The 25,336-nt window shown below is 53.3% G+C and carries 23 protein-coding genes; 15 read left to right on the top strand and 8 right to left on the bottom strand.

Annotated features, from left to right (window positions below):
- The first annotated feature begins 32 nt into the window (after positions 1–32).
- The 4 genes from CHH28_RS09840 (at position 33) to mqo (ending at position 5,068) form a co-directional block, all read left to right on the top strand.
- Entirely contained in the window at positions 33–1,934 is a 1,902-nt protein-coding gene (locus tag CHH28_RS09840) for a DUF294 nucleotidyltransferase-like domain-containing protein (RefSeq protein ID WP_094062038.1), read from the top strand.
- On the top strand, positions 1,931–2,623 hold the full coding sequence (locus CHH28_RS09835) for a 3'-5' exonuclease (protein WP_094060149.1): 693 nt from the start codon (positions 1,931–1,933) through the stop codon (positions 2,621–2,623). Before CHH28_RS09840 ends, CHH28_RS09835 begins: the two co-directional genes overlap by 4 nt.
- A 116-nt stretch (positions 2,624–2,739) precedes the next feature.
- Positions 2,740–3,147 (top strand): BLUF domain-containing protein, encoded by a 408-nt coding sequence (locus CHH28_RS09830; RefSeq protein WP_094060148.1) that lies wholly within the window; start codon positions 2,740–2,742, stop codon positions 3,145–3,147.
- Positions 3,148–3,589: 442 nt separating this feature from the next.
- Entirely contained in the window at positions 3,590–5,068 is a 1,479-nt protein-coding gene (gene mqo / locus CHH28_RS09825) for a malate dehydrogenase (quinone) (RefSeq protein WP_094060147.1), read from the top strand.
- A 54-nt stretch (positions 5,069–5,122) separates the two neighbouring features.
- Here the strand turns inward: mqo and CHH28_RS09820 are convergent, their stop codons facing one another.
- Positions 5,123–7,936: an ImpA family metalloprotease gene (locus CHH28_RS09820; RefSeq protein ID WP_094060146.1), complete on the bottom strand. Its 2,814-nt coding sequence runs from the start codon at positions 7,934–7,936 to the stop codon at positions 5,123–5,125.
- A 102-nt stretch (positions 7,937–8,038) separates the two neighbouring features.
- Positions 8,039–8,929 carry a cobalamin-binding protein gene (locus CHH28_RS09815; protein ID WP_233243813.1) on the bottom strand — a complete coding sequence of 297 codons (891 nt, stop codon included), beginning with the start codon at positions 8,927–8,929 and terminating at the stop codon, positions 8,039–8,041.
- A 349-nt stretch (positions 8,930–9,278) separates the two neighbouring features.
- Between CHH28_RS09815 and CHH28_RS09810 the strand changes: the two genes are divergently transcribed.
- Positions 9,279–9,671: a globin gene (locus CHH28_RS09810; protein ID WP_094060145.1), complete on the top strand. Its 393-nt coding sequence runs from the start codon at positions 9,279–9,281 to the stop codon at positions 9,669–9,671.
- 111 nt (positions 9,672–9,782) lie between these two features.
- Here CHH28_RS09810 and CHH28_RS09805 read toward each other — a convergent pair whose 3' ends face one another.
- On the bottom strand, positions 9,783–10,454 hold the full coding sequence (locus CHH28_RS09805; protein ID WP_094060144.1) for a histidine phosphatase family protein: 672 nt from the start codon (positions 10,452–10,454) through the stop codon (positions 9,783–9,785).
- A 328-nt stretch (positions 10,455–10,782) separates the two neighbouring features.
- Between CHH28_RS09805 and CHH28_RS09800 the strand changes: the two genes are divergently transcribed.
- Both CHH28_RS09800 and CHH28_RS09795 read left to right on the top strand, forming a co-directional pair.
- The gene (locus CHH28_RS09800; RefSeq protein WP_094060143.1) at positions 10,783–11,133 is read left to right on the top strand and encodes a PilZ domain-containing protein; all 351 of its coding nucleotides are present in this window, start codon (positions 10,783–10,785) and stop codon (positions 11,131–11,133) included.
- A 6-nt stretch (positions 11,134–11,139) separates the two neighbouring features.
- Positions 11,140–12,060 carry an ROK family protein gene (locus CHH28_RS09795; protein ID WP_094060142.1) on the top strand — a complete coding sequence of 307 codons (921 nt, stop codon included), beginning with the start codon at positions 11,140–11,142 and terminating at the stop codon, positions 12,058–12,060.
- Between the two features lie 59 nt (positions 12,061–12,119).
- Here CHH28_RS09795 and ampE read toward each other — a convergent pair whose 3' ends face one another.
- A complete protein-coding gene (gene ampE / locus CHH28_RS09790) occupies positions 12,120–12,989 on the bottom strand; it encodes a regulatory signaling modulator protein AmpE (RefSeq protein WP_094060141.1) in 870 nt (289 codons plus the stop codon).
- Positions 12,986–13,552, bottom strand: coding sequence for a 1,6-anhydro-N-acetylmuramyl-L-alanine amidase AmpD (gene ampD, locus CHH28_RS09785; protein WP_233243843.1), 567 nt, complete (start codon positions 13,550–13,552; stop codon positions 12,986–12,988). Before ampD ends, ampE begins: the two co-directional genes overlap by 4 nt.
- A 327-nt stretch (positions 13,553–13,879) precedes the next feature.
- On the opposite strand from ampD, the gene CHH28_RS09780 reads away from it, so the two are divergent.
- The 8 genes from CHH28_RS09780 (at position 13,880) to yacG (ending at position 22,014) form a co-directional block, all read left to right on the top strand.
- A complete protein-coding gene (locus tag CHH28_RS09780) occupies positions 13,880–15,256 on the top strand; it encodes an alanine/glycine:cation symporter family protein (RefSeq protein WP_094060139.1) in 1,377 nt (458 codons plus the stop codon).
- A gap of 167 nt (positions 15,257–15,423) precedes the next feature.
- Positions 15,424–16,278, top strand: coding sequence for a carboxylating nicotinate-nucleotide diphosphorylase (nadC, locus tag CHH28_RS09775; protein ID WP_094060138.1), 855 nt, complete (start codon positions 15,424–15,426; stop codon positions 16,276–16,278).
- Positions 16,279–16,566: 288 nt separating this feature from the next.
- Positions 16,567–17,010, top strand: a complete 444-nt coding sequence (locus CHH28_RS20205) for a pilin (RefSeq protein ID WP_094060137.1) — start codon at positions 16,567–16,569, stop codon at positions 17,008–17,010.
- A 244-nt stretch (positions 17,011–17,254) separates the two neighbouring features.
- Positions 17,255–18,943: a type IV-A pilus assembly ATPase PilB gene (pilB, locus tag CHH28_RS09765; protein WP_094062036.1), complete on the top strand. Its 1,689-nt coding sequence runs from the start codon at positions 17,255–17,257 to the stop codon at positions 18,941–18,943.
- Positions 18,944–19,007: 64 nt separating this feature from the next.
- On the top strand, positions 19,008–20,234 hold the full coding sequence (locus CHH28_RS09760) for a type II secretion system F family protein (RefSeq protein WP_094060136.1): 1,227 nt from the start codon (positions 19,008–19,010) through the stop codon (positions 20,232–20,234).
- A gap of 56 nt (positions 20,235–20,290) precedes the next feature.
- Positions 20,291–21,109 carry an A24 family peptidase gene (locus CHH28_RS09755; protein ID WP_332881238.1) on the top strand — a complete coding sequence of 273 codons (819 nt, stop codon included), beginning with the start codon at positions 20,291–20,293 and terminating at the stop codon, positions 21,107–21,109.
- A gap of 109 nt (positions 21,110–21,218) precedes the next feature.
- Complete coding sequence (gene coaE, locus CHH28_RS09750) at positions 21,219–21,830, top strand: dephospho-CoA kinase (RefSeq protein WP_094060134.1); 612 nt, start codon at positions 21,219–21,221, stop codon at positions 21,828–21,830.
- Positions 21,820–22,014 (top strand): DNA gyrase inhibitor YacG, encoded by a 195-nt coding sequence (gene yacG, locus CHH28_RS09745; protein WP_094060133.1) that lies wholly within the window; start codon positions 21,820–21,822, stop codon positions 22,012–22,014. The genes coaE and yacG overlap by 11 nt, the downstream gene beginning before the upstream one ends.
- On the opposite strand, the gene CHH28_RS09740 is transcribed toward yacG, so the two are convergent.
- From CHH28_RS09740 to CHH28_RS09730, 3 genes are all read right to left on the bottom strand, one after another.
- Positions 22,011–22,421, bottom strand: a complete 411-nt coding sequence (locus tag CHH28_RS09740) for a copper chaperone PCu(A)C (protein WP_094060132.1) — start codon at positions 22,419–22,421, stop codon at positions 22,011–22,013. The two genes, yacG and CHH28_RS09740, sit on opposite strands and share 4 nt — an antisense overlap.
- A 95-nt stretch (positions 22,422–22,516) precedes the next feature.
- Positions 22,517–24,469: an EAL domain-containing protein gene (locus CHH28_RS09735; protein WP_094060131.1), complete on the bottom strand. Its 1,953-nt coding sequence runs from the start codon at positions 24,467–24,469 to the stop codon at positions 22,517–22,519.
- A 24-nt stretch (positions 24,470–24,493) separates the two neighbouring features.
- Positions 24,494–25,189 carry a transglutaminase-like cysteine peptidase gene (locus CHH28_RS09730; protein ID WP_094060130.1) on the bottom strand — a complete coding sequence of 232 codons (696 nt, stop codon included), beginning with the start codon at positions 25,187–25,189 and terminating at the stop codon, positions 24,494–24,496.
- Positions 25,190–25,336: the final 147 nt, after the last annotated feature.

Raw genomic sequence — 25,336 nt, 5'->3', positions numbered from 1 at the left:
CCTGCAGCAAAACCTTCCATCATGTGATTGGCATGCAGGCAGAACTTCAAGACATCGTTCACTTTTATCAGCGCTTTCCGCCCTTTGATGAACTGCCGGACGAGGCTGTATCAGAGCTGGCCCAAGCCACTGAGATCGCTTATTTTCGCGCCCATCAGGACGTGCTGAAACACGGCGATCCCATTCAGGACTTGTACGTCATTCGCAGCGGCGCGGTCGAAACCTACCGCCGCAACGGCGATTTATACAATCGCTTGTCCGAAGGCGATGTCTTTGGCCAAATGGGATTGCTGATGAACCGCCGTGTGCGCTTTCCCGTGCATACCATGGAAGATACGCTGCTGTATTGCATTCCTGCTGATTTGTTTAATCAGCTCTGCGATCGCTTTGAAGACTTTTCAGAGTTTTTCGAAATCGAAGGCAGCTCACTGCTGCGCAATACCTTGTCGAATCAAGCCGACAACAATGATCTGACCACGGTTAAAATCAGCGCCTTAATTCAGCGAGAAGCCATCACACTGGAATGCAGCGCCAGCGTCACCGCGGCAGCTCAGCTGATGACGGAGCATCAAGCCTCGTCGATTTTGGTTACCGACCCGGATCAGCCGATCAGCAGCGACCCAGACGACGACGATGGCCAAGTAGTCGGCATTCTCACAGACCGAGATTTACGCATGCGTGTGTTGGCTGAGCAACGCAGCAGCGATACACCTGTGGCAGAGGTGATGTCCACCGATATGGTGCTGATTGACGACAACGCCTACGTGTTTGAGGCCATGCTCACCATGTTGCGGCACAACTTGCATCATTTGCCCGTGGTGCATCGCCGCCGGCCAGTGGGCGTGATTGCCATGTCGGACATCGTTCAGCATGAATCACAAAGCAGCCTGTTGCTGGTGCGCAGCATTTTCGCTCAGCAGTCATTGGAAGATTTGACCCAAGTGGCCAAGCAGCTACCCGCCGTATTCGTGCGTATGGTAAAAGAAGACGCAAACTCGCACATGATTGGTTCGGCCATGGCTGTCATTGGTCGCTCGTTTAAACAAAAATTATTAGAGATGGCAGAAGCGGAGTTGGGTCCACCGCCACTGCCGTATTGTTTTTTAGCCTTGGGCTCTATGGCCCGTGATGAACAGTTGATTGTGACCGATCAGGACAACGCCATCATTCTCGATGATCGCTTTGATGAAGAACATCATGGTGAATATTTTGCCAAGCTGGCAACCTTTGTTTGTGACGGTCTAAACGCGTGTGGCTACCAATATTGTGACGGCGATATTATGGCCACCAACCCCGAGTGGCGTCTGACAAAAACGCAGTGGCAGCAGCGCTTTCAACAGTGGATTGATGAGCCGTCTCCTCAAGCGTTATTGCATAGCTCTATTTTCTTCGACTTGGACGGCGTTTGGGGCAAAACTAAATGGGCGCAGGAGCTACAGCGTTTTATTGCGCTGCACAGCAAGCAAAATATGCGGTTCCTAAATTATCTGGCACGCAATGCACTCAGCCGCACGCCGCCACTGGGATTTTTTAAAGGCTTTGTGATGGAGCAAGATGGCCAGCATCGTCCATCGATAAATCTCAAACGTCGTGGTACGGCACCCCTCTCTGATGTTATTCGCGTGCACGCTTTGGCCGTCGGCTCGCGCGCACAAAATTCATTTGAACGTCTGGACGATATTATTCGAGCGAAGATTTTACCGCCCGAAAAGGGACAGGATTTGAGCGACGCCTTGGAGTACATTGCCATGGTTCGTATTCGTTACCAGGCCATCGACATTGAGCAAGGTGACGTGCCTGACAATAATATCGAACCTGAGTTGCTATCTGCCTTTGAGCGACGCAATTTAAAAGAAGCCTTTCAGGTGCTGGACCGGGCACAAGCATTTCTGAAGTTTCGCTACCATTCCAGCAATAAACCGGGGATTCGATGAGTCAATCCTGGACAGAGCGTTTTCAGGCACTTGAAATTCACAGTCAGGATGTTCGCCTGCAGCGGTTTTATGGCGCAGGCTGTGTTGGCGGTGATACTGAAATTGCCGCCACTCCGTTCGTTGCACTGGACTTCGAAACCACAGGGTTAGATGCGCGGCAAGACGCCATTGTCAGCATCGGGCTGGTGCCATTTTCTCTGCAACGCGTGTTTTTACGTGACGCCTGTGAATGGCTGGTAAAACCTGAGCAGCCGCTGCAAGAGGAGTCGGTGGTGGTGCATGGCATTACCCACAGTGAAGTTCGTTCCGCGCCGGATTTAGACCGCATTGTTGCGCCCTTGCTGGATGCCATGGCGGGAAAAGTCGTTGTTGTTCACCACCAGCGCATTGAACGTGAGTTTTTAAATCAGGCATTGTTGGAGCGCCTGAACGAGGGCATCGAGTTCCCCCTGATTGATACCATGGAGCTGGAACAACGAGCGCTGCGCGCACGACAAGGCCTAGTAGGAAGACTGCTCAAAAGGCCGCTGGGGTCATTGCGCCTGGGGGACTGTCGGCAACGGTATTCCCTGCCCTTTTACTCACCGCACCATGCGTTGACCGATGCCATCGCTACCGCTGAGCTACTGCTGGCACAAGTGGCGTATCAGTATCGACCCGATACGCCCGTGTCGGAGCTGTGGTGCTAGTCATTTCAAGCATGGACTGACACACGCATGGACGGCAACCACCAGCGCTGCGCTTGTTTCTTAAGCTCGCTGGACTATGGTCAAAGAATCCCTTTCCGCTCAGCAAGGACAGCTTTATGTACCTCACTCGCTTAATCTATGCCAGTAGCAAAACCGAACACTGCACCGACAAAGGCATCGAAGGCATTCTCGCCGCGGCAGAGCGCAATAACCCCAAATATGGACTGACCGGAGTGCTGTGTTTCAACCGCAAGCACTTTCTGCAATGCTTGGAAGGCCCACGAGATCCGATCAACACTTTGTACCAACGTATCTCCAGCGACTCACGCCATAGCCGAGTGACGCTGGTGGAATATTGCGCTACAGAGCAACGCTTTTTTGATCAATGGGCGATGAAATACGTGCCGGATTCCAAGAAGATGCAAACCTTGGCATTTCGTTACTCTGACTGCAACGACTTCGACCCTTACCGTATGTCTGCCGCCAGCGCGTTGGCTTTCTTGCAAGCAGTGTCAAGCCAGTAACAACCGCATCAGCAGATTTCCAGCAAATTCTGGTCCAGATACGGGTTTCAGATTGACCAAATGGCACTTTTCCGTTAGTTTTCGCGCATTTATCGCACCCTGACACTTGCCTGTAATACCGCCCAGAATGCTCCTGAAGGGCCTTCGGTTAACCATGCGACGATCGGGCAATTCTAACAGGGGCGGCTTATTCGCGTTTTGTCAGTATGCGCTCGCTACAGAGCCATGACAGAGTGGCGTCAGACCCGCAATCAGCCAGCTACACTGCTACGCACGGCCGAGATATACGTTAGTAGAACAATGGCCCTAATTCGTTGTCAGCAGTTGCCTCACTGGTTATAAAGCAGCGTCGGTCGCAATCACCACCGAGCCAGCCACAAGCGGCTCGTGGTACTACGTAACGAAACGCACCAGATTTTGATTTAACAAAGGCGAAATCGTGATGACTACACAATCAGTCGATGTGCTCCTTGTCGGTGGCGGGGTAATGAGTGCGACTCTAGGTACCTTACTGGCCAGACTCGACCCTGAGCTAAAGCTAGCCATGGTAGAACGTTTGGATCATGTGGCGCACGAGAGCACAGATGGTTGGAACAATGCTGGAACCGGTCATGCCGGCTATTGTGAGCTGAACTACACCCCACAAAATAACGACGGCAGTGTCGCCATTGATCGCGCCTTGACCATCAACGCCAACTTCGAGATTTCATTGCAGTTGTGGAGTCACCTAGTCGAGACCGGTGGTTTGCCAGAACCAAAGAATTTCATCAACACCACCCCGCACCTCAGCTTTGTTTGGGGGGCAGAAAACGTTGCCTTCTTAAAAGAACGCCATCGCTTGCTATCGGCTCACCACCTGTTTGCCGACATGGAATACAGTGAGGACCCTGCGGTATTGTCCGAGTGGATGCCGTTGGTGATGGAAGGCCGCGACCCGGCTGAGCCGGTAGCCGCGACTCGTGTTGCTTATGGTGCTGACGTCGATTTCGGATCGCTAACACGCAATATGGTGGCGCAGCTGCAGCAACACGACTCGTTCGACTTGCTGCTCAGCCACCAAGTGGAAGACTTCAGCAAACAGGCCGACGGCAGCTGGAACGTTGTACTGCAAGACAACATCAGCGGCGACGAGAAAACCATCAATGCCCGTTTCGTATTCTTGGGTGCTGGCGGTGGCGCATTGCCGCTGTTGCAGGCTTCTGGCGTTGAAGAAGCGAATGGCTATGGCGGCTTCCCGGTGTCTGGCCAATGGCTGGTGTGCAAAGACCAAACCATCGTCCAGCGCCACCATGCCAAGGTCTATGGCAAAGCAGCTATTGGTGCCCCGCCTATGTCGGTACCGCACCTAGATACACGCATCATCAACGGCGAACCTGCTTTGTTGTTTGGCCCCTTTGCTGGCTTTACCACTAAGTTCCTGAAAAAAGGTTCGAAGCTGGATCTGCTCAAGTCGGTGTCGATCAGCAATATGATCCCGATGATGTCGGTCGGCATGAACAACATGGACCTGACCAAATATCTGATCAGTGAAGTCATGCAATCCCACGATGAGCGTTGTGCATCACTGCGCAACTACTTCCCCGATTGCAAAGACAGCGACTGGACACTGGCCGAGGCGGGCCAACGTGTGCAAATTATCAAACGCGATACTCAAGGGCGCGGCAAATTGGAGTTCGGCACCGAGCTAGTGGCTTCAAAAGATGGCAGCATTGCTGCGCTGCTGGGGGCTTCACCCGGTGCGTCAGTGGCGGTCAAAGCCATGCTAGAAGTCATTGAACGCTGCTTCCCAGGCCAACTGCAGCAAGGCTGGAATGAGCGCTTAAAAGATATGATCCCCTCTTATGGCCAATCCTTGGTTGAAGACGGCGAACTGCTGCAAGCGACACGCCAGAGAACGTTATCTACATTGCAGCTGGATTAACTCAGACCCTGCAATAAAAAACGGGGCCAGTGGCCCCGTTTTTTCAATCAAACCCTACTCGCCGGTAATATCATCGACATCCGCCCCGCTGTCATCGCTCGGCCAAACAGACGAGCCATCGATCTCCAACTCCGGATGAACCAAGCCCTTGCAATAATCTTGCGGGCCAGACGCATAAAATTTGCGCTCTAATTCTGGCAAAGAGAACGAAGCAACGGCCGTTTGTACATAGTTATTCCCACGGATTCCGTACATTTCCAAGAACCTACGCACATCCCTTTCCAACGCCAAAGAAATTGCAATACTGAGCCAGTCATTTGAATCCATGTTCAGAGCTACCGAACGGGGTATATCACGCAAACCCAACATTTCCCTACTTGCAAACCAACTGTCGTTATCGGCAAGTGCTTGTTCAGTTAATTGATCAAGAATATGGAGCTTAGGAATAAGTTGCCAGCCGTCAAGCAGAGCACCTTGGGATTGGGCAGCCATCATTAGCTGCAGATATATAGCAGCCCCATTGGACCAAGTCGGAGAGAGCGGATCAACTCCTGTCACAACATCGTTAAAGAGGCGCTCAAATGGCAGAGACTGACATTGCGGTGATTGCCCAGTATTAAGATAGTATTTGTATTTGGAGTAGTAAGAATACAGATTTGTGGCGACATGTTCATCCCAACCAGTAAAACGAAACCTCTGGCTGGCGAGGCCTATACCTAGCAAGTGCAAGTCCCCATGAAGAATAGGAGAAAAAGAAGCACTTTTATGATACGGATTCCCAGGACACCCCCAGCTGCAACTGGAGTCATCAATCACAACATGCTGTACAGTGTCGACAGCTCGTAAATCAGTGGAGTATTTTTGAGAAAAGCGCTCTAGAGAAACATCCCCATCAACGTTAATCTTTTTGCCCGACAAGTAGCTCGGATACCTACCCAGATACAACTCTGTTTTTTCAACTAAATCCTCGATTTCATAGCTATTAAGCGTCGCCTGCATTTTGTCTAACTTAGAGTGTATCTCAAGATTCTGAGTTACCACTTCAGCCCAGTCATATTGTCCTTTTTCAATATCGCGATTGAAGCGACTGGTATCTGATTCTTCAGCCCAAAAGGGATGCTGGGCACCACCAATAGTCTTGAGCATCACTCTTTCATTCTGAGCTTCTGACGATATTTGCAGAGTCCCGCCATAGGGTGAAGTTATTCTTATTCTCTCACCAGCAGGGACTAATATAGGAGCAGAACGCAGATACTTAGGTCGACGATACTGGCTCCGACCCTTCCACCACCATGTAGCATCATCATCAATGCTATTAATAAATACACTTATCGATGCCGTCCCATCTCCGATACGCTCAACTGTGATAGTTTGGCCCGGCAGAACATATACACCCACTGCTCTAAATGGTGACTTCACCACAAGTTCAACAGCTTTAGCAATAGCTTGCGAGTGCGAAAAATCTGTCCGGCTGAATGTACCTAAATCCGGAGCTGCTGGATTTTTATCACGCGAATAATACACACTAACATCGGCAAACATGGCGCGTAAAAACTCGAGATTATCCGTCTGCTCGCGGTCCATTGGGTAACGAACATGCTGGCGGAATTCATCCCCGGCCAGCACCAGCCATGCTAGCCAATTATCAGAGTCGGCGTGCATCAAATCGCTGTGTTGATAATCCAATTGACGAAGTTGCTGCTGCAGCGCTTCAGCACCATTCCAGAAATGCGGATAAAAATCCGGCACCTCACTGCAATCACCGTTATTGCATTGTGAAAAATCAAAATCAAACGCTACATCCAACAAGGTCACGATAGTTTTTTGCATGCTGGCGTAAGGCTCTGGCAATACATTTACCAACGAGCTCATATCTTGCTGTAGCAAGTACTGCCGCGCAGCGCCATTACTGCTACCGGCATCAACCTCTAAACTACTCAACATGGCTTGGCCAATGCTGTTAACTGAACCAGCATTATGGATGTACAGAACCCCGACGCCTTGCTGCTGCGCCTGCGTTAGCGCTTGTTGAATAGACGACAGTTCAGTGGAATTACCCTGCTGCGATAAAATCAGCAAATCCGTGTCTGATGTGATGCACGAGCCCAAGCGATCCCCATCACACAGACCGGCTTCATTGTAACGGCTGTTAGGAAAGGTGTGATCAAGCCAGCTGCGAATATCCTGCTCATCCGGCTTAGTTTCGGTCTGACTCAACTGCGCCAGCGCCACCTGTAACGGTTCTGCGCTCTGTTGTTGCGTTAACCAAACCACGGCGTTGCGCAACCACTTTTGCATAGACGCATTGATGACATCACCGGACTGCCAATTGCGCATGGGGTTCGCTGCCAGTGCTAAGTTTCTACCGCCTCCAGCTTGGCTAACCACAGCAAAGGCAGCAGGGCTCGCTGCCTGAGCATCACCGACTTCTGCTGCATTGCTCAACAAGGCTGCAGCACTGTGGCCAAACCGGGCTTGTAGCTGTATGGCGTCCGCAGGTACCTGCCAACTGATACCATTGACCAATAATTGTTGCTGCACCTCGCTGAAGCGATGTTGATCCATATGCAGCTGGTTGAGCGCCACGCGCAAAAAATCGTTACCAGCAGCGCCTGCAGCAACAGACCCTTGCTGGCGAGACAGTTGAACCAGCTGCCTTTGCTCATCAGAGAGGCCAGTGTACAAACTAGTAGCCGGGTCAGGATTGGCGTCCGGCGTTGTATCTGGGCCGCCATCGGTTTGCTTGGGAGGATCTGTCTCTCCCGTCGTTGGTTGTTGGTTTCCATTTCCCTGGGCGCTGTCATTGCTACCGCTGCTGCCTCCACAGCCAGCCAGCACGATACACAACGTCAGTAGCATCCACTTCATAACACTTGCCTGTTTCCAACACGGATAAACCTATCATTATCACCGGAAATGGTGATAACAGCTAATGCACTGTGCGCCGTTTTTACGCCATTCGTCGATTCTTCACTCTACCTGAGTGGTTAACCATTGACGTGTTTTATGCAGCTGTTGACACAATTGTCGCGTTCCTTGCAGAAATCGCGGCGTTGGCCGATGAAATAAGTCTGACGGTATGTGGTAAGTGCTCTCACTTCTAACGGCGGTTAGGGATGGATAACGCTGCCAATCATTCAACCACTGTGGGCGCTTGTCACCAGCGCCGGATGCCACAATCACCTCCGGATTGCGCGCCAGAACCGCCTCAATACTCACTTGCGGTGCGCGTATAGCCAAATCGGCGAAGATATTGCGACCACCGCACAGCGCAATGGCCTGTGAGATAAAGGTATCGCCACCTTGGGTCATCAGCGGATCGTGCCATATCTGATAAAACACCCGAACCTGTGCTGAGTTGAGGTAGCGTTGCTGTAGCTCCGATACTTGCTGGCGGAAGTCGTCCGCCTCTCGGCGGCCAGCTTCCTCCGCCCCGACCATGGTGCCCAACACTTCCAGGTTGCGCGCAATGTCCTCATAGCTATTCGGATCAGATACGAACACCCTAAGCCCCAACTCACGCAGTCGTTGCAGCGTTCGACTGCCATTGCCTTCAGGCCAGGCCAATATCACATCAGGCTGCAACGCCAGAATACGCTCGATGTTCAAGCCGGAGTAACCGCCCACCCGGGGAATCTTCAAAGCCGCCTCTGGATAGTCCGAAAACTCAACCGCTCCGACCAAACGATCACCCGCGCCAATAGCGAACAACAGCTCACTACCGTGCGGCATAAGACTCACAATTCGCTTAACGGGTGCATCAAATTCAAACCGCTGCCCGGCATCATCAACCAAGCTAAAAGCGTGCACAGCAGGAGTAAAAATCAAGGCGCAAAGCCACACCCCGAGAAAACGACCCATCACCAGTGATTACCTTATCTAACTATCAATCGTTGTTTGAAGCGCTGCAAACCTTGGACGAGGACTTAGCCAAATGCAGCGCCGACCACCAAAAGAACCACACAGTGGCGCCAGGCAGCACTGGCGAGTGTAACCGATCCTGATAAGCTAGGGCTCCCAAATGGACAGCGCGCTGGGCCATAGGCGCAGACATCAGGGCCAAAGGCACAGACATCAGGGCGAAACAAACCGCGGCAAGATTGCATTTTTATGGCTGCCGCTTTAACCTCCGCGCCGCTAAGGAGACACCAGCGTGCTTAGCCGCCAATAAGATCTCCCCTTGTCTATCTAACTCAGCAGGAATCGCGTTATGGTCGATCCGGATCAGGTCTTTCAAAGCTACGGCCGTAGCTGCAACAACCCATCGTTTTTTGAAGACTTCTATTCCACCTTTATGGGGAAGTCTGACGACATCCGTAACATGTTTGCCGAAACAGACATGGAGTCTCAGCGTGGCTTATTGCGTGGCGGTATTATGTGGCTGGTGATGCACGCTCGTGGCATGTCCGACAGCAAAATTCGCGCTCTGGGTGAAAGCCACAGCCGCGGCAATCTGAACATTCATCCGTCCTACTATGGCTACTGGCTGGATGCACTGATTGAAACGCTGCACAAGCACGACCCGCAGTTTGATGCTCAGCTGGAGCAGGTGTGGCGCGACACCCTCACCCCAAGCATCGAAATGATCAAAGATATGTACTGAGTGCCTGGCCCAAGCCGCTCCTCAGCGCACTGGGCAACCGGATCTGCAGTATTTTCGTGGTCACGGTTGCCCCGACACACTCAAATCATTGCAACACATCGATAGTGATCACTAACGACCAATCGCCACCTCAGCTGACAGCTGGGTGTTCACTAACTCACTGCCATCCATTGCCTGCAAGCTGACCCAGTTTTTGGCCGAGCCTGCCTGATCGGCGCCATGGTGAACGCAAAAGTGCATCCACCCCGCGTACGGGATCGACAGTCGATTCATGGCCGCCGGCTCCAACCCCAGCAGATGCTGCGCCAGCACTCTCATCACACCGCCGTGACACACCACCACCACTTCAGCACCGCGCCATCGCGCCAGTAACTGCTGCCAGGCCGCGATCAGCCGGGCTTGAAACTCTGCTACGTGCTCGCCATTGGGAGCACAAAACGCCAATGGTTGCTCTGACATCTGCTTTACCTGCTTCGGTGACTCGGCCAAGACGTCTCGCACCAAGCGGTTTTCCCAATCGCCGTAGTCAATTTCACGCCAAGCAGATTGCACGTCACAGTCAAGATCAAACTGATTGGCCAACTCATCAGCGCTTGCGAGGCAGCGCTGTAAGGGCGAGCTAATCACCCCCTGCAACTGAGCATTCACTAAGCAACGCCGCACTCGCTGGTTAAACTGCCAACGACCGTGTTCGGACAAAGCAACATCGGTACTGCCGCGAAAGATATCGCCCCCGATAGGTTCGCCATGGCGAAGAAAGTGCACTTGGGTCTTTGCGCTCATAATCGATCGGTTCCGGTTGATGTGGCTGACTGCTCTTCTTTTTTCTGTCCTGTGCGCCTGTTTCCAGCCCTGCCATATAAGTAGCAACGGCTAACCGCTAGTTCCCATTCACGGTGCCAGCTTGTGACAGAGGAGCGTAAAACAGAAGCTGCCTTTGCTGTTACGACATCGCGCTCGTCAATACCGGCGACTAAGCTGAAGAACTGATAAATGCAGAGGCTGAACGTTATGAGCTCCGGTCAAAGCTGATCATGCCAGCTAAAATCGATCGGCGTCAGCCAAAGATGACAGGCGCAACATTTAACCACAACCATCTAGGGGACCTGCGATGACAACAACCGATGCCTCCAACTCAATGGAAAAGCGTATGCAACCAAGGTGGGTGCCACACAGTAACGTCAGTGTGTTTGAACATCACAGCAAAGAATACTTAGGCTTAATGGTCGATTGCTCCGACGGTGGCATGATGATTTCTACCTACGATGCCGTGCCAGCAGGCACTCGCATTAAACTGGACCTAATCGATATCGCGCCGCAAGTAGACAGCCGCCGCACGGGGCATTGTGAGGTTGAGGTAATCTGGAGCGATAAGATCACACCCAGCTTGTACGGCACAGGTTGCCGTGTACACCACCCAGATGACATGCTGCACACCATGATCAACAGCTATCGCCCCTAAATCTTCATGTCAGACACCATTCGCCTAGGCATCGACCTAGGCGGCACCAAAACCGAAATCATCGCTCTCGACACTCATGGCAATACGCTGCTCAGACAGCGCAGCTCCACCCAGCGCCAGCACTACCACAGTATCGTGACGCAACTAACGGCCATGGTCCAAGAGGCTTGCAAACAGCTACAAATCGAGCGCTATTCATTGGGCATCGGTATTCCAGGTGCCATGAGCCCAGCAACCGGCAAGGTTAAAAACGCCAATACCACCTGCTTGATCGGGCAGGATTTATTGGCAGACTTGCGCAGCACGCTGGCGCCGGTGGTTCCGCTGCGTATTGCCAACGACGCTGACTGCTTTGCACTGTCTGAAGCCAGAGACGGCGCTGGCAAAGGTTTCGATGCGGTGTTTGGTGTAATCCTCGGCACCGGCTGCGGCGGTGGTTGGGTGATTAACGGTGCCTTATTAAATGGCCCCAATGCCATTAGCGGTGAATGGGGACACAACCCTATGCCCTGGCAACAGGCCGACGAACCCTCACTGCCCTGTTATTGCGGCAAGCAGGGGTGCATTGAAACCTTCTTATCTGGCCCTGGCCTGCAGCTTCACGGCCAGCATCGTTATCAACAACAGCACTCAGCAGAGCATTGGCACCAACTGGCGCAGCAGGGTGATGAGGCGGCACAGGGTTTGATGCAGCGTTATCAGCACAATCTCGCCCGGGCCTTGGCCAGTGTGATCAATCTGATGGACCCACCGGTGATCGTGTTAGGAGGTGGAATGTCGAATATCGAGTCGCTTTACTCCGCGGTACCAGCACTGTGGCCAGACTATGTGTTTTCCGACCAGGTGACGACACAACTGCGACGCGCCCAACATGGAGACTCCAGCGGCGTGCGCGGCGCCGCTTGGTTGGGTGCTGGCTCACGCTAGAAGGGTTCCTAGTCCCACAAGCAGCCTAACAACCGGCCTAATGACGCTTAGCAATCGGCTTACAACAACACGCCGGCGATGGTGGCGGCAGCAATCACTGCCATCCAAATCGATAGGCAGCGCATGTGCAGCTGGTTCCAATCTTCCAGCTGCTCCACCGCTTCTTGCCCTTGCTCCAGCACATGCGGCACAGCATGCTGATGATGCATCAGGGCACTGCTGGCAACGTCAAACAACACATCCGCACTGTGATTGTTCATCTTCCATAAATGTGCTTTCCACACCGGCAAAGCGCGCACGAAGTTGCCCGCCAAACCATAAGTTAAGCCAAGCAAACGTACCGGCCCCCACTCCAGCCAATGCAAGTAGCGCCAGCCGCGTTCATCGCAATCACTGGCGCGCGCGTACTGCACGCTGAACCAAGCCAGCAATACGCCAGCCACATCCGCCACCATGTACCAGAACACCATCAAGAAGAAGTACTCAAACCAGCGCTGCAACAAACTGCGCACCACTTGCTCATTCATACCCTCCAAACTGTCGGTCAGTGCAACTTCCGGCACCGCCAAATGACGTTCGGCGCAATGATAAGCGCCTTGGATATCGCCGTTGGCCAAATCGTGGCAATACTCATCGAGGTGCTGACGAATGCCCATATGCGACAGCACGTACACCAGCAATACAATCTCCGCCAGCGCGGTGGGCAGCCCCCACAGCCAGCTCTGACTGTAAAAAAACACCCCGGCCAGCACCAAAGTCGGCAACACCACCGCCAAGGCATATTTCGCATGACGCGGGATTCCAGTAAATGCTGGCCAGCGCTGCAGCTGTGACAACCACCAGGCAAAACTGCGACTGCGAGTCGAGCGTGACGACAGCGGCAGTTGATTTTTAGCCAGTAGCGCAATGAACACGATCAGAAATTTCACACGACCTCCCAGTCTGTGGCGGGTAGCAGCGGCAACTGCAACTCATTTGCCAGGCGCCGCCAATCAAACGCAGGGCCTGGGTCCGTTTTGCGGCCAGGGGCAATGTGCTCATGCCCCACGATACGCCCGGCAATCGGGTAATGCGCCTGCAACAACGGAATCAGCAACGCCAGTTGTTGATACTGAGCGTCACTGTAGGCTTGATCATCACAGCCCTCCAACTCGATGCCGATGGAAAAGTCGTTGCAATCGGCACGACCAGCAAAGCTCGATACACCAGCATGCCAAGCGCGACGATCAAACGCGACAAACTGGGTTAGCTGGCCATCACGCTCAATAAGCAAGTGTGCGGACACCTGCAGTGAGGCGATTTGCTGAAAATACGGGTGCTTTTCGGGCGGCAACTGATTTTGGAAAAACGCTTGAATATGGCCACCGCCAAACTGCCCGGGCGGCAAACTGATGTTGTGCAGCACCAGCAGTGACACTTCCGCTCCGGCTGGGCGCTCGCCATAGTTGGGCGACGGGCACCACTGCGCAGGCTGCAAGCGATGATCAACAATACGAAAGACAGAGCTGTACTCTCTCTGTTGCTGCGCCCACGGTGCGTCAAACACATCGGCTGGATTTGAGGAATCGTTCAAACACTGCTCACTAAGTTGCCCATTCTCACTGCTCGCCAGTTTGGCATAAATCACCATGATGGATATAGTCGCAGGCGGGCTTGCCAAGCACTCACCTCTCAAACAGAGATAATAGCGGCAATAGAAGCAGACACCAGGCAAGGCAACTGTGGCCGCCTGCAGGTATAACACACCACTGCCAGCGCCCGAGTACCCAATAACAGGCCGAGCCGAACACCCTGTGAGCCGGTCAGAAGGAGAAAATGGATGACACCAGAACAAGAATTTTCGATCGTGGCACTGATCAAAACCGTCAATGGCTGGGCTTGGGGCCCACCTATGTTGTTACTGATTGCCATGACCGGTTTGTTTTTAACCATTGGTTTAAAAGCCTTTCCACTGCGCAATATTGGCCGCGGCTTTCGTAACTTATGGCAGGGCCGCAGCGGCGAAGGCAAGGGCGATATCTCTGGCTTTAATGCCCTGATGACATCCCTCTCCGCCACCATTGGTACCGGGAACATCGCCGGTGTGGCCACGGCCATTGCAGCCGGCGGCCCAGGCGCCTTGTTCTGGATGTGGCTGATTGCTTTGGTCGGCATGGCCACCAAGTTTGCCGAAGCAGTGTTGGCGGTGCAGTACCGCGAAAAGAACGACGAAGGTAACTACGTTGGCGGCCCTATGTACTACATTCGCAACGGCTTGGGCGCCAAGTTTAAGTGGCTGGCTGCCGCTTTTGCCTTCTTTGGCATGATCGCAGGCTTCGGTATCGGCAACGGCGTGCAATCCAACTCCGTCGCCGATGCCATGCATTCCGGTTTTGGTGTGCCTGAGTGGGCCACCGGCGCCGTTCTGATGGTGTTGGTCGCCCTGGTATTGTTAGGCGGCATTCGTCGCATCGCTGAAGTGGCTGGCAAGCTGGTGCCGTTTATGGCCATCGCCTACGTACTAGCTGGCCTAGTGCTGCTGGTGATTTACGCCGACCGTATTCCCGATGCCATCAGCTTGATTGTCACCCACGCCTTTACACCGATCTCTGCTGCTGGCGGCTTTGCTGGAGCTACCGTGTGGGCAGCCATTCGCTTTGGCGTGGCGCGCGGTGTGTTCTCTAACGAGGCCGGTTTAGGTAGCGCGCCCATCGCGCATGCCGCGGCACAAACCAACAGCCCAGTGCAGCAAGGCAGCATCGCCATGTTGGGTACCTTCATCGATACTTTGATCATCTGTACCATCACCGGCTTGGTGATCGTGGCTTCCGGCGCCTGGCAGTCCGGTGATTCTGGCGCCAACCTCACAGCTGCAGCGTTCAACTCAGGCTTGCCCGACATTGGCCAGTACATCGTCACTATTGGTCTGGCGGTATTTGCCTTCACCACCATCATGGGTTGGTCGTTTTATGGTGAGAAGTGCACCGAGTATTTGTTTGGCGCAAAGTCTGTGCCGGTTTACCGGGTGATCTGGATCATCGCCATTCCCATCGGCGCCACGCGCGAACTGGACCTGGCATGGTTGGTTGCGGACACCTTAAACGCATTGATGGCGCTGCCAAACTTGATCGCGCTGTTGCTGCTGTCTCCGGTGGTATTCCGCCTGACGCGCGAATTTCTGCAGCAGCAAGAGACGAACAAGACCTCACCGAAGTAACGCACTCAGCTAACAGCTCGTTAGCCCAGGTCAGTTAGCCTGTGAATCAAAAAGTGAGTCAAAGAGCCGCCATGCGGCTCTTTTTTGTTGCCTGCCGCACAGCTGCCCTTTCTCGCCATCCCCCGCAGCGCTAGAATGCGCCTTTTGCAGCGATTCAGACCAACACCATGGATTTACGCCACTACCAATCCGTCATTTCAAACAACGTGCGCGCCGCTTTGGCCGAAGACTTGTGTGATGGCGACATCACCGCTCAGCTGATTCCCGCACAGCAGCGTGCTCATGCACGTATCATTAGCCGAGAGCGTGCCATCATTGCTGGCCGTGCATGGGTGGATGAAGTCTTTCGCCAGCTCGACCCCAGCGTGCAGGTGGTCTGGCGGGTTCGGGATGGCGAGTGGGTGCGACCGGATCAGGTACTGTTTGAATTGACTGGCCCGGCGCGCTCACTGCTGAGCGGCGAGCGCTGCGCGCTGAATTTTTTACAGACCCTATCAGGCACAGCCACACGCTGCCGCTACTACACCGACAGCGTGCAAGGCACCGGCGTGAAACTGTTGGATACACGCAAGACCCTGCCGGGTCTTCGCATCGCGCAAAAATACGCCGTGCAAGTGGGCGGCTGTTACAACCACCGCATTGGCTTGTTTGATGCGTTTTTGATCAAAGAAAACCACATCGCCGCCTGTGGAGGCATCCACCAAGCCATTGAGAGCGCCAGGCAAATTGCCCCCGGCAAACCCGTCGAAGTGGAAGTCGAAACCTTCGAGCAGCTAGAACAAGCCCAGCAGGCTGGCACCGACATCATCATGCTGGATAACTTCAGCCCCGCCAACATGAACCAGGCAGTCGAGCAAGTGCATTCAACCGACGGCAAGCGCCCCATGCTGGAAGCCTCCGGCGGCATCACCGACGCCACCCTGCGCGAGTACGCCCTCACCGGCGTGGATTACATTTCCATCGGTGCACTGACCAAAGACTGCCAGGCGGTGGATTTGTCGATGCGTTTAGCCACTGAATAACCGCTACAAAGTGTTACAAACGGCACACCAAATATTCGCTAGGTGACAATCTTTGTCACTATGTGCCGGTCCCGCTCACGGCAAAAAACTGAGCCGCGTCAAGGCGAGTGAAAACTGCCAACCAGTGCACGAAAAATAGCCTTGTGAGGGCACCTCAAAGTTGGCACACTTATCGCAAGTCATCGGATGCATGGCTTGCTTCATCAGCGAAGCAAAATTAAACCAACTCAGGCCGGTGCACCGGGGCTCCCGCGCTAAGCCTGACGATTCTCAGAGTGGAGAAGACACATGAAAGCACAAATGCAAAAGGGTTTTACCCTGATTGAATTGATGATCGTAGTAGCGATCATCGGTATTCTGGCCTCTATTGCTGTACCGGCCTACCAGGACTATACCGCCCGCGCTCAAGTTGCCGAAGGCCCTAAATTAGTCGCAGGACTGCAATCTGACATTGCTGTCCTAGTTGCTGAGAATGGCAAAATTGTTGAAGCAGACTATGCAGATGGCACGCCGCTAAAAGCTTCAGCCGGCAAACTAACTGGCAAATATGTAAAAGACGTGACAGTAGGAGCCAGTGGTGTGCTCACCATTACCTTTGACGCAGGCGCTGTGGCCGGTAAAGGTATGAAGCTGACACCAACCATCTCCAACGGTACTATCACCGAGTGGACTTGTGCACCAGCAGACACCGATGGTGTCGAAGCAACACACTTGCCAAGCGGCTGTCGTTAAGTCTCAGCATATCGTTTGACAGAAAGGCTCCTATAGTTAGGGGCCTTTTTTGTTTCTGGTGAAAGGATAATTAAGTGTAGCGATGCTTAATCCACTGCCTACAAGCTTGCCAACTGGCTGGGCTTGGAAGACTCTGACATACTCACTACCCATATAATGCCTCGCTCGTTTAGTTCGCCAACCTGGGTAACAGCAACTCCGCTATTCTGACTGGACTTTCAGCGTTAATTAAGGAACCGCCATGATGCCTGCGTTAACCGGCCTCCCCAAGCGACTGGTTGAAAACCAACTTTTAGAAGCAGAGCAAGCCGCCGCTCTACTGGACAAAGCAAAAAAAGAGAGTATCAGCTTTACCGCCCTAGCCTTAAGCGAAGGTAAAGTCAAAGCAGTGACTATGGCCCAACTGGCCTCAGAAGAGTTTGGCTTGCCCTTATTTGACCTTGCCGCCATCGAGCAAGATTCCATGCCAGTAGACCAGGTCAGCCGTGAACTGATTGAAAAGCACCGTGTGATTCCCCTGTTTCAGCGAGGCAATCGCTTATTCGTGGGGCTCAGCGACCCTTCGAACATATTGGCTGTTGATGAAATCAAGTTTAATACCGGCATGTCCGTTGACATGGTACTGGTGGAGGAAGACAAGCTCGCCATCGCGGTAGATCGCTTTATCTCTGACAGCGATACTGGCTTTGGTGATCTGGGCGATGACGAAGACCTAGATCTTGAAAGCCCTCAAGAAGAAGACAAAAAGCAGGATGAGAACGACGGCGCCGATGATGCCCCCATCGTTAAGTTTATTAACAAAATGCTGCTGGATGCGGTCAAGCAAGGCTCCTCTGACTTGCACTTTGAGCCCTACGAAAAGCGCTACCGGGTACGCTATCGTACCGATGGCGTTCTGCATGAAGTGGCCAGCCCGCCGGTAAACCTAGCCGGTAAAATCGCCGCACGCCTAAAGGTGATGTCGCAAATGGATATTTCTGAGCGGCGTATTCCACAAGATGGACGTATCAAAATGAAAATTTCTAAGAATCGTGCCATCGACTTTCGGGTAAACACCTTGCCTACCTTGTTTGGCGAGAAGATCGTCCTGCGGATTCTTGACCCATCTTCCGCCCAGTTAGGCATTGATATGCTCGGCTATGAGCCAGAGCAGAAAAAACTTTATATGGATGCCTTGCATAAGCCCCAGGGCATGATTTTGGTGACAGGGCCTACCGGCTCGGGTAAAACCGTCTCGCTCTATACTGGCCTGAACATCCTCAATGTCGAAGGTACCAATATCTCCACCGCTGAAGACCCAGTAGAGATTAATCTTGAGGGCATCAACCAGGTCAATGTCAGTGCCAAAGTCGGCCTCGATTTTGCTGCCGCCTTGCGCTCCTTCTTGCGCCAAGACCCTGATGTAGTCATGGTGGGTGAGATTCGTGACTTGGAAACCGCCTCTATCGCCATCAAAGCCGCTCAAACCGGTCACTTGGTGCTTTCCACACTACACACCAACAGTGCCGCCGAAACCCTGACCCGCTTGGCCAATATGGGCGTACCTGCCTTTAATATCGCCACTTCCGTCACCCTTATTATTGCCCAGCGCTTAGCCCGCCGGTTATGCAAGAGTTGCAAAAAGCCAGCGAACATCCCCAAAGAAGCCTTGTATGAAGCCGGCTTTACCGATGCACTACTAGCAGAAGCAGAAATATACCAGCCTGTGGGCTGTAGCGAGTGCAGCGATGGTTATAAAGGCCGGGTGGGTATTTATGAAGTAGTCAGAATCACAGATTCAATCTCACGCATCATTATGGAAAACGGCAACTCCATTCAGATTTCTGACGCAGCGCGCAAAGAGGGCTTTAATGACCTACGCACCTCCGCCTTAATGAAGGTGGCACAAGGGGTGACTAGCCTGGAAGAGGCGAACCGTGTCACAACCGACTAGCGCTGGCATTGGAACTCAGCTTTGATTGATATATAACGCCGCTATCGTTACAGGAACTCAGGTTATGGCAAAACAGCAACAGTCGACCCCTTTTTCATGGGAAGGTGTTAACCGCCGGGGCCAGAAAGTGCGCGGTGAGCTTAACAGTCAAAACCCCGCCATGGTAAAGGCGCAGCTGCGCAAGCAAGGGGTAACGCCCACCAAAGTCAAGCGGGTCACCGAGCCACTGTTTGGCCTTGGCGGCAAAAAGAAGAAAGTTATCAAACCCGTTGATATTTCGTTTTTCATTCGGCAAATGGCCACCATGGTTAAGGCTGGTGTTCCCTTGGTACAGGCGTTTGACATCGTTGCTGAAGGCATTGATAACTACACTATGAAGGAACTGATCTTTGCCATCCGCGATACTGTGGCAGCCGGTAATGACTTTGCTTCAGCATTGAAGGAGCACCCTCAATACTTTGATGAATTAACTTGTAACTTAATTGAATCCGGTGAACAATCGGGTGCTCTCGAGACCATGTTGGAGCGGGTTGCTAACTACAAAGAAAAAACCGAACTATTAAAAGCGAAAATTAAAAAAGGTTTGACCTACCCAATAGCAACGTTGGTAGTTGCTATTATCGTAACTGCTATTCTTCTAATCAAAGTAGTGCCAACATTTGCTTCAATGTTCGCGAGTTTTGGCGCCGCTTTGCCGGCACCCACTCAGCTTGTCATCAACCTATCCGAACTGGTCCAAGCCTACTATTTACATGCTCTAGCGCTATTGATTGCATTAGGATTTGGTTTTTCAGAAGGACGCAAGCGTTCACAAGCTTTCAGAAACAGAGTTGATGAGACCATCTTGAAGCTGCCAGTATTTGGCGAACTGATCAAAAAAGCCGCCATTGCCCGCTATGCGCGGGTGTTGTCTACCACCTTTTCTGCTGGCGTACCATTGGTGGATGCATTAGATTCGGTAGCTGGTGCAGTGGGGAACGTGGTGTACAGTAGAGCGGTACTGAAGGTAAAAGAGGAGGTGTCGACCGGTCAGCAAATGCACTTTGCTATGCGCTCGACGGGTGTTTTCCCCAATATGGTGATTCAAATGACCAGTATTGGCGAGGAGTCTGGTGCTCTGGATGCCATGCTGGATAAAGCCGCTACCTACTATGAAAACGAAGTGGACGATGCCGTGGACAATATGACGGCATTAATTGAGCCTTTTATTATGTCTTTCTTGGGCGTGGTGATTGGTGGCTTGATCATCGCCATGTACCTGCCAATCTTTATGATGGGCAGCGTGGTTTGATGGTTGATTTATATGCCCTGCAAGCGCCAATGGTGATGATCCCGCTGGTCGTTCTCGTGAGTTTGCTCGTCGGCAGCTTTCTCAATGTGGTGATTCTGCGCTTGCCGATCATGCTGTTTCGCGATTGGAAACGTGAGTGTGCCGAGCTGGATGACAATCTACCCAAGCATCCGGCTCTGGATGATTTGGACAAGCCGTACAATCTGGTCAAGCCAGATTCACACTGTCGCAACTGCCTGGCGCCGGTCAAGCCTTGGCAAAACGTGCCTGTGATCAGTTACTTGCTGCTGCGCGGTAAATGTGCCAGCTGCGGGGCCACCATAGGCTGGCGTTACCCAGCGGTAGAAATGACTACCGCACTGTTGAGCGTCGCTGTGGCCGTGTATTTTCCCTGGGGCTGGCCATTGGCCGCAATGTTGATCTTCACCTGGCTGTTGGTGGCGATGTCGGTGATTGATATCGATCATCAAATTCTGCCGGACAGCATGACACTGGGCCTGATGTGGATCGGCTTGCTGCTCAACACCCAAGCCATGTTTGTCCCGCTGGAATCGGCCGTATTGGGCGCAGCCGCAGGCTACTTGTCTCTGTGGTCCGTGTACTGGCTGTTTAAGCTGGTCACCGGCAAAGAAGGCATGGGATTTGGCGATTTCAAATTATTAGCGGCCCTGGGAGCTTGGTTAGGCGTCAGCGCCCTACCCTTGATCATACTGCTGTCATCGATGGTGGGCGCAGTGGTTGGTATTGCTGGCATTATGATCATGGGCCGCGATAAAAACCTGCCGATTCCCTTTGGGCCCTACCTAGCGGCGGCAGGCTGGATTGCTGCGCTGTGGGGCACCGACATCACCAACTGGTACTTGGGCACTCTCTAGCCACCCTGATCTTGGACATGCTCAAGATCAGGCTTAGCAGCACATCACTTGCAGCCGCTGCTGTCGCCGTTACACTGCGGCGACGTTTTCTAAATCCCCAAGTATCAATATGAGCACACTCACCATAGGGCTGACCGGCGGCATCGGTAGCGGCAAGAGCGCAGCCGCTGCCTTTTTCAAAACCCAAGGCATCGTCGTGGTTGATGCCGATCAAGTGGCGCGCGAGGTGGTTGAACCGGGTGAGCCCGCTTGGCAAGCCATCAAAAAGCGCTTTGGTAGCGACGCTTTGCTGCCCGATCGCACCCTTAATCGTGCTTGGCTCAGGCAACGCGTGTTCAGTGACGAACATGAACGTCAGTGGTTGGAGCAGCAAACCCACCCGCACATCCGCGAGCGGATCGTCGAGCAGCTGCAGCAAGCATCAACACCCTACGCGGTATTAGAAACACCGCTGCTGTTCGAATCGGGTCAATACGAGCTGGTTGATCACAGCCTGGTCATTGATGTGGACGAAGACACACAGCGCGCTCGGGCCAGTCAACGTGACGGCAACAGCGAAGAGCAAATCCGTCGCATCATGGCCGCGCAGCTAAGCCGTCAGCAGCGCTGCTTGAAAGCCGATCGCATCGTCGACAATTCAGGTACACTGGCGCAGCTGCAGCAACAGCTGCAACAATGTCACCAACACTATCTAGAATTGAGTCGCCTGCATGAAAGTTAATTGCCCCACCTGTCAGAAAACCGTGCAATGGAGCAGCAGCAGTCGCTATCGGCCGTTTTGCAGTGAACGCTGCAAACTCATTGACTTAGGCGAGTGGGCCAGTGAAGGTCATGCGATCCCTGGCCGCTCGGTCGAAGAAGAGCTGATGTCAGAACAGGTGAATCAAGAGCTCAAGCCGCATTAGCGCATTGAGCGAATTTCAAAGGCCTGATCAACGCAGTGATCGTTGTCGAAGCACAGTGTCATCATCGGCTGCTCAGGCAACGGCAGCGTCAATTGCATTAACATCAGGTGATAGCCACCGGATTCCAAGCGCTGTTCACCGCCAGCAGGAATCGCAATAGACGACACCTGTCGCATGCGCATCACGCCGTCTTCATGGGTGTGCGTATGCAGTTCAATAGCACCAGCCCAATCAGCCCGTGCTGAGACCAGTGCCAAGTCTTTATCGCCAACATTCTTAACTGTCATAAACCCTGCGCTCATATGACGACCTGGGATTGGCTCACGCACATAGGCGCCGTCGATGGCGACATCACAGGCCCAACTGGCGGAGCAAAAAACGGCGCCCAGCAATACACTCCAACGCATGGTAAGTTCCTCATTTTATTCAGGCCGCCACACTAAACCAGCAGCGCCATTCACCCAACAAGCTGCGACGTTTGGACGCATATTAAGTGTTTCAATCAGCGCAACAGCGCTGCCAGTGATGACTGTGGAGCAGCGAAAAAGTAACCACTGACACCATCGACACCGGCCTGCAATACGGCATCGACATCCACCTGTTGTTCGACGCCTTCGGCAAATACGTTCAGCTCGCGACTGTGAGCAATCTGCACCATCGACTCAAGGTAAAAGCGTTGATCCACGGCGGCATGCACCCCCCGGTTCAAATGGCCGGCAATGCGCACGTAGTCTAATGGCAACCGCTGTAGGTACGAAAACGCCTGATTGCCTCGCCCCATTTGGTCCACACCCAGCGCTACACCCAAGTCTTTTACCCGATCAGCCAAGCGCTGCAAGGCCGTTTCCGTGTGCGACACAGCAAACTCAGGTATTTCCAACGCCAGTTGCCGACACGCCTGCGGGTAGCGTGACAATAAAGCCAATAAACGCTGCTGTGCGGACTCCTCGGCGATGGTGGCCGGCGACAGATTGACGCAACAGGTCACATCGTCATTTAAGGCTTCAGCCTGCGATGCCATGGCCTGCAACGTCTGCTCAATGATCAGCAAATCAAATTCTGCGGCCAGCTGGTGATGCTCTACCATGGGCCAAAAGCGCGCGCCTGGCAGCGTGTGTTCACCGCAGCGCAAGCGGCTGACCACTTCCAACTGGGTTAACCGACGGGTGTTGTCTCGGCTCATGACGGGGATAAACAGCAACTCGACGCTCTTTTGCTCCAGTGCCTGCAGCAATTGCTGCTGCCAGTGCCCTGCCGACCAGTGAGCTTGTTGTGGCGTGCTTTGCAGCAGTTGAACAGCGGTTTGTCCTTGCCTTTGCGCTTGCCGCAGGGCTTCGTCCGCGCCACTGAGCGCATCGCTGATGTCCGCAGATGTGCCCTGCAACCAGATGGCACCAATGTGAAATGGCAATGGCTGGCGTTGGTTGAGTGACCCATTCAGCAGCATGTCGTGGCATTGCTGTAGCCACTGCTGCGCTTCCTCGCTGCTGACGCAATCAATGTAAACGCAGAAATCGGCGCCGCTACGACGCCCACACAAACAGCCACCCGGAAGCCACTGCTGAAAGGCCTGAGCCACACTTTGCAGCAACTCGTCACCTCGTGAGCGGCCGAATTGCTGGTTGATGTCGGCAAAGTCTTGTAGCTGCAGCAACAGCAGTACACCACTATGCCCCTCGCCGTCATTTAAACGGTGGCTAAGCTGCTGATCAAAGGCGCGACGATTGAGCAGCCCTGTCACGTCGTCGTGAAAGGCCTCACTGCGAAGTCGCTCTGCAAGGTAGGCCTGCTCCGAGAAAATACGTTTCAACGTACTGACGGTCCGGTTCATGGCCATCACCACGCGTTTTAGCTCGCGTGCTCGTGGCAACTTCGGTTGCAATTCCCAGCGGCGCTCACTTAACGCCAGCGCCTGCTGCTCGACGCGCACCAACGGTTTGAACAGCCAGCGCAGCAGCATGTGCAATAACACCAGCGCGATCATCGTCACGGCCGCAAACCACAGGGTTTCCTGGCGCACCATGGCCCATAAATCGCGGTAGGCAAAGTCGGTATGGCTTTCCACCGTCAGCACACCCAGCCGCTGCCAGCCGCGCATCACATCGGTGGTGGCTGGCAGCGTATTCAACTCCACCCATTGCTTAAACCATGGAGGAGCGCTGTTCTCTAGCGCCACTTCCGCGCGGCGCGACAGGGTTTGACCAGATGGCAGCTGCAGTTCAATACGGCGAAAAAAGCCGCGATCAAACATCACATCCATCAGGCGTAGGCGCTGCTCATCGTTATCAATGTTCGACATGCTCAACGCCAATGCGGTGGCAGCATCGTAGGCTCTGGCGTCCAGCTGCTGCTGAAAAAACAGTCGGCCATTGCCCAGCGTCAGCAATAAGCTGCCGCCAAGTAGAATCAATACCAACACGGTGGTGAGCAAAGAAAACTGCTGTCTGAGCGTCATGCCCTTGGCTTCCTATTTACCTATCTATAAGTCCATACCCTGCTGGTTCATGCGCACGCGCAAGTCGGTCCAGCGGTCGAGCTTGTTCGGATTTCCCATCAATACACCACGGCCTTTCATTTTATCCAGCCACATGCCTTCGGCATTAAAGCTGTACACGGGCGCCAAATCCGGTCGCTTTGACGCCGGTAAAATCACATCGGTCAGGTTGTCCAATACCCAAGGTACACTATCAGGCGTTGGAAAATAGGCCAGTACCATGTGTGCTTGATTGAGTTTCAAGGCCTGCACGTAGGTAATGCGCAGCTTGTCGGTGGGCACTCCCAGTTTTACCAGCGAATAGTATTTGGCAATGACGTAGTCTTCACAATCACCGCCGTGTGTCGCCAGCGACTCAAACGGCGTGGCCCAAAAATCTTCTTGCCGCCAATGCTGTTGATCACTAACAAACGGGATATGGTCATTGAAGAACTGGTTCACGCCTTTAAGCTGTTGCTGCTCCTCTGCAGTAGCCAATAACTGCAGCTGCTGCCGCCATTGCTGCAGCCGCAGCGCTGCCGGCTCATCGTACTGCTCGCGCGCAAGCTCAATGGCCCCATCCGGCACCCAGCGACTGACATCTGCCAACAGCACGGTTACGCACCACAGTAGCAGTGCCAGCAGTAACACCAGCCAGCTGCCCCAGGCAAACCTTCGATTCAAACCAGTCAGGGAGGTCATTTTCCAAGCAACAACAGGGTCTAAGGGAAATATTTTTGCCACACAAGATTAGCGTCTGGCCAGCTAAAATGCAGATCCAATGATACAGACCGCAATAACGAGCGTTTTGCCTGCTATTCTTAGAACTTATCCATAGCTAGGCGAGAA

Source organism: Bacterioplanes sanyensis (assembly GCF_002237535.1).
In the GTDB taxonomy this organism is placed as follows: domain Bacteria; phylum Pseudomonadota; class Gammaproteobacteria; order Pseudomonadales; family Oceanobacteraceae; genus Bacterioplanes; species Bacterioplanes sanyensis_A.
The sequence above is the reverse complement of the archived record's forward strand: the minus strand, read 5'-3'. Positions and strand labels throughout refer to the sequence as shown.